The organism is Microbulbifer epialgicus (genome assembly GCF_041447265.1).
Taxonomy (GTDB): Bacteria; Pseudomonadota; Gammaproteobacteria; order Pseudomonadales; family Cellvibrionaceae; genus Microbulbifer; species Microbulbifer epialgicus.
In genome coordinates, this window is sequence record NZ_JBGMEK010000058.1 from 1 (window position 1) to 16,866 (window position 16,866).

Below are 16,866 nucleotides of genomic sequence, written 5' to 3' on the forward strand. Positions count from 1 at the left end.
GGAGTTTTTAAACAATTGGTTGTAATCGGGCTAGGGCTCCAGCGGCAAAAAAGAAGCTGCTGGCTGCTGGTGGTCTGGCTCGCTCTAAACTCTAGTTTTAATAGACCGCGAGCAGTTATAGGAGTTGTGGATCTTGGGGCAGTCAAACTTACCTTCTATTACGCTGAAGTGAATCGCAAAACAAATGCTAGGAGTTATTGTTGAAGTCAGGAGAGCCAATCCGGAAAGCAGTTTCTTAAATTGATTTACCAAAAGGGTCTCCTCCGTTGAAAGGGAGTGTTTAAGCTTTTAATTTTCACTGTATTTGAGCAGGGTTCAACTTCCTTTGTAATTGTCATATACACTTCCTGTAAGCCTGACCAGCAGCAAATATTTTTGTAATTTCTAAGCCGCTACGGTACCACTATTCTGATAGATAGCAGAAAGTGAGATTTAAGTTGTGAAGAACAGTTTGTAATGTAGGGATGTTGGGCTGTGTCCCACATGAACCAACAAAACTGGAACGGGCAGCTCTATATCCAGCTGCCCTAATACCGTTAAGCTTGGGTGATCAAATATTTAAGAATGCTTACAATTTGCTCAGGTGTTTTAGCCCACGCTTGTGCGGCGGCATCTACTTCTTTAAGGGCGTGCACCAATGATTCGTCATGTAAGGTGATATAGGATTTACCCAGGGCCGCACAGTATCCCGCATCGAATGCTGCATTCCACTGCTTATATTTCTCACCAAATCGGATAACAGCCAAGTCACAGTTTTCAATGTGATGTTTAATTCTTATCGCGTTTACCTTGGCAGATTTATGATCTCGCCAAAAGGAATTGGGCTCCTGACCCAAGCCATCACCAGCCGCATCACTGGCGTCGTGATTGGTCACCGCAGAGGAAAAAGTAATATCTAGGCCTTGCTTGTTACAGCCTTCAATTATCTGGGCTCTCCAGTCTGAGTGAATTTCTCCTGAGAGATATACTTTAAGCTTCATAGTTTGGTTGCCTTATAATGGTAAGCGACAGGGTTTGATATCCAGGTCATCATTTTACAATATGACTTGACCAGAGAGGAGGGCATGAGTAGCTGGGTCAATAAGGATGTATAAATGAGGCTCTAGTGTTGAGGCGTAAGACTCAAAATCCATTTTGAATCTTACTTACTAAAAAGGGGGAAGGGAAGAATACACTGCGCTAGGGACCGTATGAGGCATGGATGCCGATTACGAGCTTACAGGGATGTATTCACAGCGCGTCTCGGGTGCAGTGTATTCTTTCCTTCTGACCCAGTAGTATTGAGGTTTTACGAAAGTCTTATTGGCTAAATACCACGTTTTCCGGCATTTTTCCTGAAGGCAGCCTTGTAGAGTGTAATTGGGAGAGAAGCCACTTTCCTTCCACTTTCTTCAAAATAGCACTTTCAAGCCAGTAGACATCTTGACTCTTGCTCTTGGAGGTAAAATTGGCCTTATTCCAGTAGTTAATAGTGACCAAATCTTGCCGCTCATCAAAGTCAATAATGCTGTAGTAATTGGTCCTAATGGTATCGGAGGGCTTTGCTGCCTTGATAAGGTCCTCAATGGTCCACACCTCGCCGTGTTCGAGCAAGAGAAAGGACTCGGTTACGGTACCTCTCATATTCTCATGGTCTGCATCTGACAGAAAATTTAACAGCTTCTCAACAGTTTCGAATGCCTCAGGTTTGTCTTGTGCCTGAGTATTTCCGATCGTCAAAACAAACAGCATTATTGTAAAAACAATCTTTGGCATAAGTGATATCTCCCACTTTTTAATATTAACCTTTCAGGTACGGTAGTGATAATATTACAACATTCTCGTTATCAGGTGTCTCAATCTATAGGGTTGATCGTAGCAATCAATGCTTGAAAGATGCTGATCGGAGTAAATCTTGGCTATAGCTGTCTATTTTTTCAGCAAAAAGCTTACTTTTGGAGGGGCCGGTGCTCCATTGCACCGCATACCATAGTAGGCAGAGGTACTTGTAGACTGTGCGCCATAGATAAAGACGCTGCCAGTGATCTTCATCTAGGCTGTGCCCGAGATAGTACTCCAGTAGGGATTGTTGCTGAAGCCTGTCGAGATTGTGTTCTTCTACGATAACTGCGAGATCGTAGAATCGATCGCCCATAGCCGCATATTCCCAATCAATGGCATAAAGCTGGCCAGTCCTTCCAATGATCAAATTTCCAGCACTTAAGTCGTTGTGGCAAAGAGTAGGATCATCACCTAGCTGTTTTGCGGAGGTTATTTGCGAAGGAATTTTTTGCTGGATTTGCTCCAAGCAGGAATAGAAACTCGCTTGTTTATCGATTGATGCCCAGTAGCTATTAATCTTGTGGGGTACATCCAGGTAGGTGTCGATAGAGGGTAGGCGGTGGATACTGCTAAGCAGCCGGGCTAGCTGTTCTAGAGAGCCGGCAGCATTTTTTTTCCAGGGGTGTCCTGATATAAAGCGAGTGACCTGATATCGGTGAGTCGGATCGGCATAAACTAGAGGGGCACATAGCCCTGCATGATTAGCGTTTATAAGAGCATGGGTTTCTGCTCCGCGATTCAGGTCAAGTGCTTTACTTACCTGCGAATTGATTCGTAAAACTAACTGCTCTGTTCCAGACTGGATGAGAAATGTTTGGTTAGTTTGCCCTCCCGTGAGTGGTTTGATCACTACAGGTTTGGATTGGCTCCACAGGTGCCAGTCATGGGGTAGAAAATGATCATGGCTTTTGCTCATGGCTTGAGAGAGGTCTCTATAAATGACTATTATTTAGAGGCTCCTTAAGCAGTGGTGGCTTGATTGTCAAGCACAGCCCCCAGATTGGTTATTTCACTCTGCTTTTCCCTTTTATAGATGGCGTACCACTGGAAAAAGCCGATAATTACCAAAATGACATATAACAAAAATAGGGCTGCAGTTAGATAGAGCCCTCTATCCAGGTAAAGGTAAATAGAGGCACCGTCAACCACAATCCAGTAAATCCAGTTTTCTAATACCTTTCTAGTAACCATATAAGTAGTAACTATGGCTCCAAGAGTGGTGAAAGAATCCAGGTAGGGTAGCGCGGCACTTGTCGTTTTTTCCAGAAAATAGCCTAGCAATAAGGTTAGGCCGCTAATAGTGGCTAGTACGAGAAGGTGGGTGCTAATTGGCCAGCGGTGAATCTTGATATTCTGTTGTTTGTCCTGATGACTACGCCATTGCCACCAACCAAAAACTGCCATCACCAGGTAAAATACTTGCAGGGCCGACTCCATCAGTAGACTGACATCCCAAAACAAGAAAAAGTAAATGGCTGTGCTGGCAAAAGCGGCGTACCAACAACTGATCTTCTCACGCATTGCAAGAAACAGATAGGTGAGGGCCAATATAACTGCAGCAATTTCCCATGCGGACATCGCGCTGATAGAAGCTAAAATGGCGCTAGTGAAATCTTGATCAAACATCGGATACCGTTGGGGCAAGGTCCCCGTCTATAAATTTGCAAACAAAGATGGCGCGGCCAAACTGTTCATAAGACCTGCGCATTTCTAACTTGAGTACATCCATCAGCATATCGTAGTCTCCAAAAATCTGGGTGCTCATAGTATTGGTAATCACCCTGAGCTCTGGATGGTTATTGAGTCGATCAATAAATGCCTGGATGCTGCGGATATACTCATCCTTCAGCGGGTACATACTGATTTCTACCGAGAGCCTCACAACGCCTCCTGTTGACAGCAAAAGTCGGGGCGGTATCGGCCGCCCCTAATCGTATATCTATTAGAAGGTATAAGTACCGCTTAAACCGGCGATACGGGGCTCACCAAACTGATAATAGGCTTCTGGCGCATACCCATTGCTAGGGTTGTTGCCATATTCATTGCTAAAGTAGAAACCCCTGGTGTAATAGTCTTCATCAGTCAGATTTCTACCCCAAAGGGATAGATCCCAATTGTCACCTTGGTATGTCAGTCGGGCATTGACTAGTTCATAGGCATTGGATTTTTCATTGTGGCTATTAGAAAAGTAAAACTCGTCCTTGCCTTCCAGCTCTAAGCGTAGAACTAAGTTGGGCAAGAGAGAAATTTCGCTGCCAGTGAAAAATTGATATCCCGGCGCATGAGCTACGTCTCGGCTATCTAGGTTTACAGGAGGTAAGGGTACTCCTTGGGAATCATCTCTTGCGTCGACATGAGAGCTGGTAATAAAGTTCTCGAACTCCGCATTTAACCAGCCTACAGAGGCAAAGAAACGCAGGGTATCCGTAGCAAAGTAATTAAACTCAACTTCTACACCTGTCGTTTCACCGCCTGCAGCATTCGCTAGGTAGTCATTAAAAGAGAAATATTCTGGATTAAAGACTGACTGCTTGGCCTGGACATCATTGCGATCCTGGTAGAAGGCGGCCAACTGGGCGTGCAAGCGGTTGTCGAACCAATTGCCTTTGACGCCTATTTCGTAGTTGAGCATATTTTCTGTATCAAAATCGAAGAAATTAGGGGTAATCTCTTCATTACTCACTGATTCAGAGATGATTACACCATTGATACCGCCGGCCTTGTATCCTCGGGATACTGTCGCATACGCCATAGTATTTTCGGAGTAGTGATACTCCAGAGTGATATTGCCACCCCAGAGGTCCTCGCTGGTATCCCTGGCAGTGAACAGGGAGTCTGTGTAATCAGCACTTCGCTTTTCCAGGCGGAGCCCAGTCACTAGATTTAAGCTGTCGGTCAATTCAGTATTAAGCTCGCCATAAATAGCTGTGTTTCGTGTGTCAAATTCACTGGAAAAGTGTTCAATATCAGCCCCGAACTCCTCATTCGAGGTCTTGGTGCGCAATAAGTCCTCACGCTCTACACGCTCATATAAACCCACAACCCAGCTGCTACGCCCGAAAAAGAGCTTGGATGCATCAGTAGAAAGCAGGCGCAAATCCAAGCTGATGTTCTCTTTGTCACGCTGGTAATTGTCTGTTTGGCTGTATTCCCACGGGTGAAAGCCCTGATAACTCCAATCCTCATCGTAACCGTACTCTGTATCTGAGTCAGCGATGCTCAGCGTGGCATCCAGGTGGAATAGCTCACTCCCTGACCACTGTGCGGCTAGGGCTCCGGCCCAGGTTTCCTGCCGATCCCAGCCAGGTTTATCAGAGAGTGTTTCACGGGTGTTGTATAAGGAGAAGGCATCATAGCCGTTGTCAACATCTACATAGAGCAGTGAAAGAGCGAACTTTAGGTTGTCACTAGGCGTGTAGGCCAGCTTACTCCTTAGCACTGATTCATCAATATTGTTGGTATTATCACTGCCCAGGAATGCATTCTCTGTATAGCCATCGGATTTTTGCTTGTTAGCAGCGACTCGATAACCAAGCTGATCAGTTAATGGGCCGCTAGAAATTACAGAAATATTGCGTCCGTTGTATTCACTCACCTCGGCAGATACTTTTGCCATGGGCTCAGTGGTGGGAGCGGCGCTGGTCATATTGATCAGACCCGCCAGGGCGTTGGCACCATACGCAGTGCCTTGCGGCCCGCGAAGAATCTCTACTTGATCGATATCCAGGGTGCTGGCAGCGAGCCCGAGGCCGGTGAAGTCAATACCATCGATAACCAAGCCCACAGATGGATTCACCGGGTCTATAAATTGACTGCGCTCACCAATGCCGCGAATCTGGACAAAGCGGCCCCGTGAGGCACCAGATGAAAAATTAACATTTGGTGTCATGTTCAGGACCTGGTCCAGATTGCTAGCACCCCGGGCCTTGATTGTGTCTGCATTAACTACAGTCGCACTGGCAGTCAGGTCAAACAGGTTCGTATCGCGCAACTGGGCTGTGACCACAACCTCTTCAATCCCGGCCTCCCTAGGCTCAGCCGCAACTGCCAGCCCCGCAGAAAAGCAGCCAGCAAGGCTTACAGACCAGGCGATCGGGTGGGCTTTGAACAGATTCTTCATGGTTCTCTCTCGAATCAACACAAGTGAAAGAGACCCGGAGCGCGACGTGAGGAGGCGTTTGGTGAGGTTACCTATTCCTACGCCGGTATTAACCGGATCAGGTTCAAGGGTTTGCTCAGAAAGATCTATAGACCCTTCCAAGCATCTCAGGCCAAGGCCACCCCTTAGGTTTGCGGGCGCGATGATAGCAGAAGTTGAGAGCGGAAGGGGGATCCAAGTTTAAGGCTCAGAATGACAGAAGTTTGGTGGGTTGTTCCTTCTGTTCGATGCTCAGGGCAGGTTACTCTGATTAGTGCCTTCAATGTCCCCATATTGCCAAATAATTTGGACAGGCTTTGTAGGGGGAGGTAAAGAACCCATAACTACCAAAAAAAACTTAATTTAGTATCCCAAATAGGTGCCCCCGACCTGTCCCGCAAAGTGGGGTATAAACATGGCGTGGAAACCATGCCAGTGCCCATATTTTTTTTGCAGCTCAGGGTAGGCAACGTCGAAAATAGCTCGTAACTTTGCTCCTTGATCAGGTTCATAATCAAGTTTTGCCATTTCCCGCGCTACAACTTCTCGAAAGTCTACCATCATGTTCCTATAGTTGATCAAATCTGCTTTATTCCCTTCGTTAAAGTGGCTGGGAATATAGGTTTTTGCATTGAGTCCAATCAGTCGGTCGAGCGCTCGAATGTATCCGGGGTAATACCAGTCGGGCAGACCAAAGGGAGGAAAAGTGTTGACGAACATCATATCTGGAGCGAATACGGTATTCTCACTTTCAATATAGAATCCATACAACGTTGACGAGTGGGATTTAGGCATATAGAGAAAATGAACAATTTGATCACCAAGTTTGAGGGAGGTATCACCTTCTATTGGCTTGGTTACAGGTAGGACTTCATTCAAGGGGTGCTCCCAATCTTGAATTAGATGGTTAATCTCAATATGCCCGACTACAGTTTCAGGGCTGAGATATGCTCCGCCACGAATATGATCCAAGTGATTGTGGGAGTATATCAACCAGCGTACCGGCAGTTCTGGAAACCGTTTTTGTAACTCGGTGGAAAGTGCTTTACTGAAATTCTTGTTAAAACTATCGAACACTGCTAGCCCGTCACTAGTCCTTAGAACCATTGCTCGATTCATGCCCAGACGGAAACTATAGATACGGTCACTATGTTCTACAAATTGCGCGGGGAGTTCTGTAAATGGCTCGAAGTAGTCAATAGGAATTGCCTGCTTCATTATGGTTTGCCGAAGCCCAGATTCGCAGGCACTAACTAGAAAGGAGCTAATGGCGATTAGGCTAATATACATTAAACTTCTACTAAAAAGGCGGAGGGAAAAAATCCCCTTCACTAGGGACAGTTGTGGATTAGGGGCAAACAGGGATGTATTCACAGTGTGTCGTGAGAGAAGTATATCCATTACTTCCGACCGAGTAGAAATATGTCTTTTTTGATGCATGGCGATGCTCCTGACATGAAGATATTGTCATATTATTAAAATGAAATATGAGGAAACCTATTTAAAATGGGGTATCATCTATTTTTTTTAGAAAACCGAGTTTTAGAAATGGCCTCATATAGCTATCTGGTTTTCTTTTGACCTGGTCTTCGAGCAAGGTTTTCATACCCTTCTTAAATTCTAGTCTGGGAAACTCATCAATTACTTCGCTTAGGGTCTTTGGGTGGATGTCATTCAGCCACAATCCAGCGACATCTAGTCCAGCAGCAAAGTGCAATAGGGCAACTTCTGGATCTTTTTTGTGTGCAATACCGACGGAGTTGTGGTGAGCAACTATCTCATGCACCAAATCTGCCTTCTCTTGAGAGATATTACGGCCTCTACAAAAGGATCTTGCGGCTTGAGCTCCATCCAGTTCAAAAGTGCCGCCAATATCATAGGCAGTGATGAGTCCAAGATCATGCATGATGGCCCCAAGAAAATAGATTTCTTTGTCAATGGGTTTCTTCACTTTGTGGCTCATAGCAATGCCGAATGCATAGCTTCTGAGGCAGTGATTGAGCAGAAAATCAGGACTACATTTAGCCACCATGTTCAGTGCCTTTTTACAGTTTATCGAATCAGGAACGTGATAGACCTCTTTGGCAACATATTGAACATGTTCCCTTTTTACGAAGCGAGCAGTACGTATCAGTGTTGCTTTAACGCTGGAGGTAACAAAGCTGCAGGCCAGACATGGTAGAGATGGTGGAGTTTTACTCGTAGTCAGTTCCATGATAATTCTTATTTTGTACCGTTTCGAACAATAAAGTATGGTAGGCTTTCCCTGGTGTCAACAATTATGTGCGAAATAATACAAAAATGAGTAAGAGAAGGGGGCGACCGCCCAAATATGATGCTGCTGAGGCCCTTAAGGGAGCACTCCAGGTATTTTGGCGTAAAGGCCTTACAGCGACTTCTTTAGATGATTTGGCTGAATCCATGGAGATGAACAGGCCGAGTATCTATAACGCTTTCGGCGACAAGGTGTCCATTTACCGCAAAGCTTTTACGCAGTTTGCGAATCAGCTGGGTGATGAACTCGATACCATTTTGGATGAAAGTTGTACCTTGAAAGAAGCTATGTCGCGATTCTACGAACGGGCACTAACAACCTACCTGGATAACGAGGAGTTGCTGGGTTGCTTTGTTACCTGTACGGCACCTGTGGAATCTGTGGCCCACCCTGAGATTAGACGTGATCTGGCAACTCTGATTGCCGAAATTGACAGTCGTCTCAAGTGCCGATTAGAGAGAGCTCAAGAGAATGGGGACTGGCCGTCAAGCAGGGATACTAAGACAACTGCGAAACTACTCCATGCCACTTTACAAAGTTTGGCAATTCGGGCGCGAAGTGGAGAGGATCGAGAGTCTCTTGTAGATTTTTACTCATCTACAGTTGAATTATTGTGTTGAACGAAGGTAAGCATAAATTGTTGGAGTGGTATTTGGAGGCGCTATACATAGTGGCCAGGTAGTGTTCAGAATTCTGAACACTACCGTATTTGGTATTTTCTAGATTCCCATCTGCCTGGAAGCCAAATCCCGCATAATTTCCTCCGAACCACCTCCAATCGCATTCACCCGCACTTCACGATAGATACGCTCAATCCGTCCGCCGCGTATATAGCTTGCACCACCTAACACCTGCATTGCCTCCCGAGCGCAGAACTCAAGGGTTTCTGTCGCTTGAACTTTAAGTAGGGCGATGTCAGCTACTTTGAGTTTCTGTTGCTGTTCTGCCCAGGCACAGAGATCCAGATAAGCTTGGGTGGCGTTGATACGTTGGAGCATCTGCGCAAATTTATGCCGGATTACCTGGTGATTGGCCAGGCGCTTACCGAAAGTCTGTCGTTCCTGGGCCCATTCAATGGCATCTTGCAGACAGGCTCGGCTGTACTCTACACAGGAGGCAGCAATGCCCAGGCGTTCTCGATTGAAGTTGTGTACTATGGGTAGAAAGCCTTGGTTCTCACCACCGATCAGGTTGCTTGCGGGTACACGCACTTGATCGAAAAAGATGCTGGCGGTATCTGAGCACCACCATCCCTGCTTTTTGTCGAGTAGCTGCCGACTCACGCCTTCTGCATCTGCGGGAATGAGCAGCAGGGAGATGCCGTCGAAGCCCTCATCGCCGGTGCGTACAGCTGTGGTAAACCAGTTGGCACGCATGCCTCCGGTGATATAAATCTTTTCCCCTGTCACGATATAGTTATCTCCATCACGCTTTGCACGACACTGGATATTGGCAACATCTGAACCAACTCCTGGCTCAGTGACGGCGAGGGAAATATGTTTATCGCCGCGTAACACTGCGGGAATAATCTGGTCCTTCAGGGCTTCACTACCGTAATGTAGTAATGGGGGCAGGGCGATGCCGTGGATCATCAAGCTGGCGGAGAGGCCTCCGGCTCCGGTGCGGGCCAACTCTCCGGCGGCGACGATCATATGGAAAACATCGGTTTCAATGCCACCGTAGTTTTCCGGAAAGCCCATCTGTAGAAGGCCAACTTTTGCAGCTTTCTTCCAAAGTTCTGCGGGAAGCTGGCCTTTTTCATCCCACTCGGTGATGTAGGGGGTGATTTCCTGGTCGACGAAGCGGCGCAGCTGGCTGCGCCATTCCTGATGGCTTTCGTCATAATAGGGGCTGGCCATGCGGGAGGCGTCGATATCGTACATAGTGAACTCCTTTAGGATGTGGCATCGCTGGGAATTTTGGCGGTTTCACTGGGTGCAGCTTCGATCTGGACCAGGAGTTGGCCGCCGCGCACCTGGTCTCCTGCGTGGGCGCCGAGTTTGATCACGGTGCCATCGCGGTCAGCGCGCAGAGCGTGTTCCATCTTCATGGCTTCCATCAAAGCGATGGTATCTCCGCATCGAACCCTTTGGTTGGGCTCAACAAGTATCTGTACCAGGCAACCGTCCATAGGGGCGGTAATACGGCCACTGCCTTGATTCAGGCTCGATTTGGCCGGGGCCTGGGTGATGTCTACAAAGTGGAACTGTCCGCCGTCTAACAGTAGGTAGAGGTTGTTTTTACTGGCAAGGAACAATCTCTTGTGGCTAACACCGTTCAGTAGAAGCTCTGTGTTAAAGAGTTCGGTTTCATCTTGTGACTTTTCAAAACTGACCCGTTGAATTTGGAAGTGCTGCTCGCCAAGAGAGATTTGATAAATATTTTCCCCCAACGCCAACAGCTCACAATTCAGAGTTTTTCCGGAAGTTTCCAGCCGATAGTTCAGCGGAATGCTGCTATCACCACTGCGCCAATCACTGCGGCCACTGCGCTGCTCCCCAGGGTTGGAGTGGCGCAAGTGATTGAGTAGTACTGCTTGGGCAGCAATTTCTGCAGGAATTGGTTCTGCAGATGTCAGTGCGCTATTCTGGTCAAGGAAGCTGGTATCGGCATCACCAGAGATAAACTGGGGCTCTGCCAAGATTTTCCGCAGGAAGTAAATATTATTTTTCGGGCCGATAAATTGTAGTTGTGTTAGGGCGCGGGCAAGTTTACGTCTGGCTTCTTCACGATCCTGTCCCCAGGCAATTAATTTGCCGAGCATGGGATCGTAAAACGGAGTAATTTCGCCCCCACTTTTTAGCGCGTGGTCAATGCGGACTCCTTCCCCCTCAGGCGCCAGCCAATAGAGCACTTTTCCTGCCTGAGGTAGGAACTGCTGTTCTGGATCTTCAGCATAAAGTCGGACTTCGATGGCGTGCCCCTGCTGGGTTACCTGCTGCTGGGAGACGGGAAGGACTTCGCCACGGGCTACTGTTAGCTGCCAAGCTACCAGGTCAAATCCGGTTACCATTTCTGTAACTGGGTGCTCTACCTGCAGGCGGGTATTCATTTCCAGAAAATAGAATTCGCCGTTGGGACAGAGCAGAAATTCCACGGTGCCCGCGCCTTTATAACTGCAGGCTCGTGCGGCGGTGACTGCGGCTTCCCCCATTTTCTCCCGTAGGTGGGCGTCTACTGCGGGAGAAGGGCACTCTTCGACCACCTTTTGATGGCGTCTTTGTACGGAGCAATCCCGCTCCCCCAGGTGAATACAGTTGCCATGGCTGTCTGCAAAGATCTGGATTTCGATATGGCGCGCGTTGATCAGTGCCTTTTCCAGAATTAATTCGTCACTGCCGAAAGCGCTCATGGATTCACTACGTGCGGCGCGCAACTGGGAGGCCAGTTCTGTATCTCTGTGAGCCAGGCGCATGCCGCGCCCACCTCCGCCGGCGGCGGCCTTGATCATCAGAGGAAAACCGATGCGCTGTGCCTCGGCGATTAAGGTATCGTCGTCTTGAGCGCCCTGGAAACCGGGAATGCAGGGGACATCGGCAGCGGCGACAAACTCCTTGGCTTTGCGTTTGTTGCCCATCAGCTCTATCACTTCTGCGCTGGGGCCGACAAAGCGCAGTCCGCTTTCTTCGCAGGCGCTGGCGAATTCCGCATTCTCTGCGAGGAAACCGTAGCCGGGGTGAACGGCGGTGGCTCTGGATTTTTTTGCCGCGTCGAGAATTTTTTGGATGTCCAGATAGGATTCTGCTGAAGTCTGTCCACCAATTGCCACGGCGATATCGGCAGTTTGCACGTGTAAAGCATCGCGGTCCGCGTCACTGTAGACGGCGACGGTGCGATAGCCCTCCGCCTTGGCTGTGCGCATAATTCGCAGTGCGATTTCGCCACGGTTGGCGATTAGCAGGGTCTCTGTTGTCGACATCAGTGCTGCCACTCCGGTGATCGTTTTTCCAGAAATGCACGGGCGCCTTCGCGCCCCTCATGGCCCTGAATTGCGCGAGAAAATTGCCGTGCGGCGCCGTCCAGCAGTTGGCCTAAGGCAGTCTCGTCAGTGACCTGCGCTGCATCGAGCAAGATCTGTTTGGTGGTGGCTAGGGCGCCGGGAGCACAGGCATTGATTGCGCCCAGGTGTTCCTGTAGTGCGCCTTCGAGGGCCTCTGGACCGTCGAGTAGCTGATGGATTAATCCGATCTCCAAAGCTTGTTGCGCATTAACTTTTGCTCCACTGAGTGCGAGACGCCGGGCTTGGGAGAGGCCGACCCGTGCCACTACAAATGGGGCGATTTGTGCCGGCGGTAAGCCCAGGCGGGTTTCCGGCAGGGCAAAACGGCAGCTGTGATCAGCAATGGCGATATCGGCGCTACAGGCGAGACCGAAACCACCGCCCATTACAGCACCTTCCAATACGGCAATAACCACCAGGGGAGTGCGATTAAATCGTTCCATCAATTCGCCGAAGCGGCGGTTGATATGAAAGTATGCATCGCTGCCACCATCGCTCTGCTGGGCGTTGAGCATATTGGCAATATTGCCACCGGCGCAGAAGTTATGCTCTGCACCCCGCAGCACTATAGCCCGCACCTGTGGATCTTCCTCCGCTTCTGCAAGCTTTTGCAGAAGTTCGTCCACCATTTGCAAGCTGATTGCGTTGCGCTGCTGAGGTTGATTTAGGGTGAGGTGGCTGGCGATTCCGATGGTTTCATCAATAATTGTCTGCACGGATCTGACCTCACGCTTTGGGTTTGCGCTTGCCGGGCAAAATGCCCATCAGCTTACAGATAATGCCGAGCATGACTTCGTCTGCGCCGCCGCCGATAGCAGTGAGGCGGCTATCGCGGTAAACGCGGTTGATAGCGGTTTCTTCGATATAGCCCATACCGCCCCAGAACTGCAGGCACTGGTCTGGAATAGAGCGAGTCAGGCGGCCTGCCTTGAGCTTGGCCATGGAGGCGAGGGTAGTGACATCTTCTCCTGCCACATAGGCTTCAACCGCGCGCCAAGTTAATGAACGCAGGCATTCCACCTCAGTCTGCATTTCCGCCAGTGCGAAATGGATAGTCTGGTTGTCGAGCAGTGGAGCGTTAAAGGCCTGGCGCTCGCGCACGTATTCGATAGTGCTGTTTACGCAATTTTCCAGGCCTTTTAAGTTCAGTGCTGCAGCCGCAAGGCGCTCCTCCTGGAATTGCAGCATCTGCAGCAGGAAACCGGAGCCCTCATCACCAATGCGGAAATGTTTGGGTATGCGCACATTGTCAAAAAAGATAGGGGCGGTTTCCGATGAGCGCATACCCATCTTGTTGAGTTTTTCACCAATGCGTACACCCGGTGTTTTTGCTGGAATAACTACCAGGGATTTGTTGCGGTGGGCTTTGTCGTCACTGGTGTTGACCAGGGTGCAGAAAAAGTCGGCACAGGGGGCGTTGGTGATCCACATCTTACTGCCGTTGATCACGTAGTCGTCGCCATCGCTCTTGGCGGTAGTTTTAATGGAAGCGACATCGGAACCGGCTCCGGGCTCGGATACGGCAATGGAACCGACCATCTCTCCGCTTATGGCGGGAACCAGGAACTGCTCTTTTAGGTCCTTGCTGCCAAACTTTGCCAGGGCGGGGGTGCACATGGAGGTCTGTACAGAAATTGACAGGGATACGCCACCGGTCTGACCGCCGCCCAGCTCCTCCAGAAAAACTGCTTCATAACTGAAGTCGAGGCCGAGACCACCGAATTCCGCAGGCTTGCTGATACCGAGCAGGCCGAGACCGGCCAGTTGCTGGAAAACTTCGCGGATAGGAAAGCGGCCGGCTTTTTCCCATTCCACCACGTTGGGTTTGATTTCCTGCTGTACAAAATTCTGTACAGTGCGTTGCAGTTCCCGGTGTTGGTCGTTAAATATCATTATTGTTTTCCCTTCCTCAAAGTGTGAACCAGGTGATTGTGGTAATGGGCAACCGCACTTCCTTGTTGCCCAGGCTTTCCGCTCTAAAACCTTGCTACGCCGAAAGTATTTTTGTTCAGTTTGCTTTGCTCTGCCTCACCGCAAACCTCCAGCAACATGCCCAAGAGTTTGCGCGTATCGCGAGGATCGATAATGCCGTCATCCCACAGACGGGCACTGCAGGCGAGGGCGTCGGAGTTGCTCTGCATAAAGGCGCTGGTATCGTTTTCCAATTTGTCTAATACTGCCTCATCGACACTTCCACTGCGTTGCATTTTTTGCTCGGTGACGATACGCATAACCTTGCCGGCCTGGGCTGCGCCCATGACTGCGGTGCGGGAATTTGGCCAGGCAAAAATAAAGCGGGGATCGAACCCGCGACCGCACATGGCGTAATTGCCGGCCCCATAGGAACCGCCTACGACAATACTGAGTTTTGGCACGCTGGCGTTGGCTACGGCCTGAATCATTTTTGACCCGTGCTTGATAATGCCGTTGCGCTCCACCTCGGTACCCACCATAAATCCGGTGGTATTGTGTAAAAACAGCAGTGGGGTGCCGCTCTGTTCACACAGCTGAATAAACTGCGCGGCCTTGTTGGCCCCTTTGGGGGTGATGGGGCCGTTATTGCCGATAATGCCTACGGGAAAGCCTTCGATACGGATATGACCGCACACGGTCTGCCGATCAAACTCCGGTTTAAAGTCCAACAGGGTGGAGCCGTCGGCAATACGCGCCAGGAGTTCGCGCACGTCATAGGGCTTTTTACTGTCTGCCGGGATCAGGCCAAGTAGGTCCTCGATAGGGTACAGCGGGTCCTCGTAATCTTTTTTCGAGATACTCTGCTGTGGAGAGGGAAGGGTAGCGACAATTTCCCGCGCTATACGAATACCGTCGGCATCATTTTCTGCCAGGTAATCGCCACTGCCGGATTCAGTGCAGTGCATTTCCGCTCCGCCAAGGCTCTCTTCATCGGCAATCTCACCGGTGGCAGCTTTAAGCAGCGGTGGCCCTGCCAGGTACATGCCGGTTTGCCCGCGCACCATTACCACATAATCTGACAGCCCCGGCTGGTAAGCCCCACCAGCGGTAGCACCACCATGCACTACGGTGATTTGCGGAATACCGGCGGCGGATATACGTGCCTGGTTGGCAAAGCTGCGTCCGCCGGGTGCAAAAGTATCGGTGGCATACATCAGATTGGCGCCACCACTTTGCGCCAGGGCCACTATAGGCAGATGATTTTCCAGAGCGATCTGCTGCATTCGTAGCGCTTTATCCATCCCGGCAGGGGAGATGGTACCGCCTTTCACCGCGTAGTTAGCCACCCGCACTATACAGCGGCGCCCACTGATCTGGCCGATACCGCAAATGGCACCGCCGCCTGCGCCGGTACCATCCTGGTCGTCAAAAAGTTTATAGCCGGCGAGGGAGCACAACTCCACAAAAGGTGCACCGGGATCAAGCAGTAAATTGAGTCGCTCCCGTGGCAGTAGCCAGCCCCGTTCACGGTAGCGAGCGGCCTTGCTTTTTTCCGCCAGTACCGAGCGCTGTTCAGCCTCACGAAACTGGTTGATCTGCTCCAGCATTGCAGCTTTGTTGTCATTAAACTCTGCCGAGCGGTTGTCGAGCTGGGAATCAATCGGCTGCATTAGAGTTTGCCCTCCGCTTCCAGCTCTTTCACTACCTGGGGCCGGTGTTTGCGGTGGAATCCATTAAAGCGTTTGGAGTTATTGGCGGCTTGTGGCTGCCAAAGGGGACAGTGGTGCTTGAGACTGGAGCCACCGTCGATACGCAGGGTTTGCCCGGTGATATAGCTGGCCGCATCAGAAAGCAGGAAACAAACGGCCCCACTCACTTCGGCTTCTTCACCCATTCGGTAGAGGGGGATGCTGTCGCGGAAGCCCGGCAGTAGTTCGCGCAGGAATTTGGGATCGTAGGTATCGAAACCGCTGGAGAGAATATAGCCGGGCGCTACAGCGTTGACCCGAACTCCCAAGGATGCCCACTCCAATGCAGCGGTTTCAGTAATATTTTCCATGCCCGCGCGGGCGGCACCGGAGTGGCCCATCATCGGCATGCCGCCGGCATTATCTGCAGTGATATTTACGATACTGCCGCCGTGTTGTTTCATTGATTGCACAAAGACTTCGCGGGACATCAAGAAACCGCCGAGCAGGTTACTGCGCACGACGGCATCGAAGCCTTTTGTATTGATTTGCTCAAGGGGGGAGGGGAACTGGCCACCGGCATTGTTCACTAACCCGTGAATCCTGCCCTGGGCCTGGGTAATTTGCCCAACGGTTTCCTGGACCCCTTCTTCATCGCGGATATCCAGGCTGAACAGGCTGCACTCGCCGCCGTCGTTATTGATCTCGCCGGCAACTCTTTCCAATTTGTCCAGCTTGCGCCCGATCAACACCACATGTGCGCCGAGGCTGGCCAGTTCGTGGGCGATACAGCGGCCAATACCACTGCCGCCGCCAGTGACAATATGGGTTTGTTCACTAAAGCTGCCGGAGCGCAGCTGGCTTTGATAGCGCATGAAAGTTTCCTTTTTTTCGGGCCCGTAAGGCCTGTTCAGTTTTTATTGTTCTTGTCAGTGCTTGCGCCTGCGCGTGGGAAAACGCAGAATGGCTTAACGCTACCAAGCAAGCGCTTGGTATTCAATAGTTGGCGTCTATTTGATTAGAAATTCAT

At 50.0% G+C, this 16,866-nt stretch carries 16 protein-coding genes and 1 riboswitch; of the genes, 2 read left to right on the forward strand and 14 right to left on the reverse strand.

Features of this window, described 5'->3' with window-relative positions:
• The coding region (locus tag ACCI49_RS18230; RefSeq protein WP_371840585.1) for a hypothetical protein at positions 1–204 on the forward strand (204 nt) is incomplete at its 5' end.
• Positions 205–536: 332 nt separating this feature from the next.
• Here ACCI49_RS18230 and ACCI49_RS18235 read toward each other — a convergent pair.
• From ACCI49_RS18235 to ACCI49_RS18270, 8 genes are all read right to left on the reverse strand, one after another.
• On the reverse strand, positions 537–980 hold the full coding sequence (locus ACCI49_RS18235; protein WP_371840586.1) for a YtoQ family protein: 444 nt from the start codon (positions 978–980) through the stop codon (positions 537–539).
• Between the two features lie 319 nt (positions 981–1,299).
• Positions 1,300–1,755 (reverse strand): nuclear transport factor 2 family protein, encoded by a 456-nt coding sequence (locus tag ACCI49_RS18240; RefSeq protein ID WP_371840588.1) that lies wholly within the window; start codon positions 1,753–1,755, stop codon positions 1,300–1,302.
• Between the two features lie 106 nt (positions 1,756–1,861).
• Positions 1,862–2,737, reverse strand: coding sequence for a phosphotransferase (locus ACCI49_RS18245; RefSeq protein WP_371840589.1), 876 nt, complete (start codon positions 2,735–2,737; stop codon positions 1,862–1,864).
• 44 nt (positions 2,738–2,781) lie between these two features.
• Positions 2,782–3,447: a nicotinamide riboside transporter PnuC gene (gene pnuC, locus ACCI49_RS18250; protein WP_371840590.1), complete on the reverse strand. Its 666-nt coding sequence runs from the start codon at positions 3,445–3,447 to the stop codon at positions 2,782–2,784.
• Complete coding sequence (locus ACCI49_RS18255) at positions 3,440–3,703, reverse strand: YkoF family thiamine/hydroxymethylpyrimidine-binding protein (protein WP_371840591.1); 264 nt, start codon at positions 3,701–3,703, stop codon at positions 3,440–3,442. The genes pnuC and ACCI49_RS18255 overlap by 8 nt, the downstream gene beginning before the upstream one ends.
• A 60-nt stretch (positions 3,704–3,763) precedes the next feature.
• A complete protein-coding gene (locus ACCI49_RS18260; RefSeq protein ID WP_371840592.1) occupies positions 3,764–5,941 on the reverse strand; it encodes a TonB-dependent receptor in 2,178 nt (725 codons plus the stop codon).
• Between the two features lie 57 nt (positions 5,942–5,998).
• Positions 5,999–6,116, reverse strand: a riboswitch (TPP riboswitch).
• Between the two features lie 206 nt (positions 6,117–6,322).
• On the reverse strand, positions 6,323–7,177 hold the full coding sequence (locus ACCI49_RS18265) for an MBL fold metallo-hydrolase (protein ID WP_371840593.1): 855 nt from the start codon (positions 7,175–7,177) through the stop codon (positions 6,323–6,325).
• 283 nt (positions 7,178–7,460) lie between these two features.
• The gene (locus ACCI49_RS18270; RefSeq protein ID WP_371840594.1) at positions 7,461–8,174 is read right to left on the reverse strand and encodes an HD domain-containing protein; all 714 of its coding nucleotides are present in this window, start codon (positions 8,172–8,174) and stop codon (positions 7,461–7,463) included.
• Positions 8,175–8,260: 86 nt separating this feature from the next.
• Between ACCI49_RS18270 and ACCI49_RS18275 the strand changes: the two genes are divergently transcribed.
• Entirely contained in the window at positions 8,261–8,854 is a 594-nt protein-coding gene (locus ACCI49_RS18275) for a TetR/AcrR family transcriptional regulator (RefSeq protein WP_371840595.1), read from the forward strand.
• Positions 8,855–8,953: 99 nt separating this feature from the next.
• On the opposite strand, the gene ACCI49_RS18280 is transcribed toward ACCI49_RS18275, so the two are convergent.
• From ACCI49_RS18280 to ACCI49_RS18305, 6 genes are all read right to left on the reverse strand, one after another.
• Positions 8,954–10,117, reverse strand: coding sequence for an acyl-CoA dehydrogenase family protein (locus ACCI49_RS18280; protein WP_371840596.1), 1,164 nt, complete (start codon positions 10,115–10,117; stop codon positions 8,954–8,956).
• 11 nt (positions 10,118–10,128) lie between these two features.
• Positions 10,129–12,153: an acetyl/propionyl/methylcrotonyl-CoA carboxylase subunit alpha gene (locus ACCI49_RS18285; RefSeq protein WP_371840597.1), complete on the reverse strand. Its 2,025-nt coding sequence runs from the start codon at positions 12,151–12,153 to the stop codon at positions 10,129–10,131.
• A complete protein-coding gene (locus ACCI49_RS18290; RefSeq protein WP_371840598.1) occupies positions 12,153–12,950 on the reverse strand; it encodes an enoyl-CoA hydratase/isomerase family protein in 798 nt (265 codons plus the stop codon). The genes ACCI49_RS18285 and ACCI49_RS18290 overlap by 1 nt, the downstream gene beginning before the upstream one ends.
• 10 nt (positions 12,951–12,960) lie before the next feature.
• Positions 12,961–14,127 carry an acyl-CoA dehydrogenase family protein gene (locus tag ACCI49_RS18295; RefSeq protein WP_371840599.1) on the reverse strand — a complete coding sequence of 389 codons (1,167 nt, stop codon included), beginning with the start codon at positions 14,125–14,127 and terminating at the stop codon, positions 12,961–12,963.
• Positions 14,128–14,210: 83 nt separating this feature from the next.
• Entirely contained in the window at positions 14,211–15,818 is a 1,608-nt protein-coding gene (locus tag ACCI49_RS18300; protein WP_371840600.1) for an acyl-CoA carboxylase subunit beta, read from the reverse strand.
• Positions 15,818–16,711: an SDR family oxidoreductase gene (locus ACCI49_RS18305; RefSeq protein ID WP_371840601.1), complete on the reverse strand. Its 894-nt coding sequence runs from the start codon at positions 16,709–16,711 to the stop codon at positions 15,818–15,820. Before ACCI49_RS18305 ends, ACCI49_RS18300 begins: the two co-directional genes overlap by 1 nt.
• Positions 16,712–16,866: the final 155 nt, after the last annotated feature.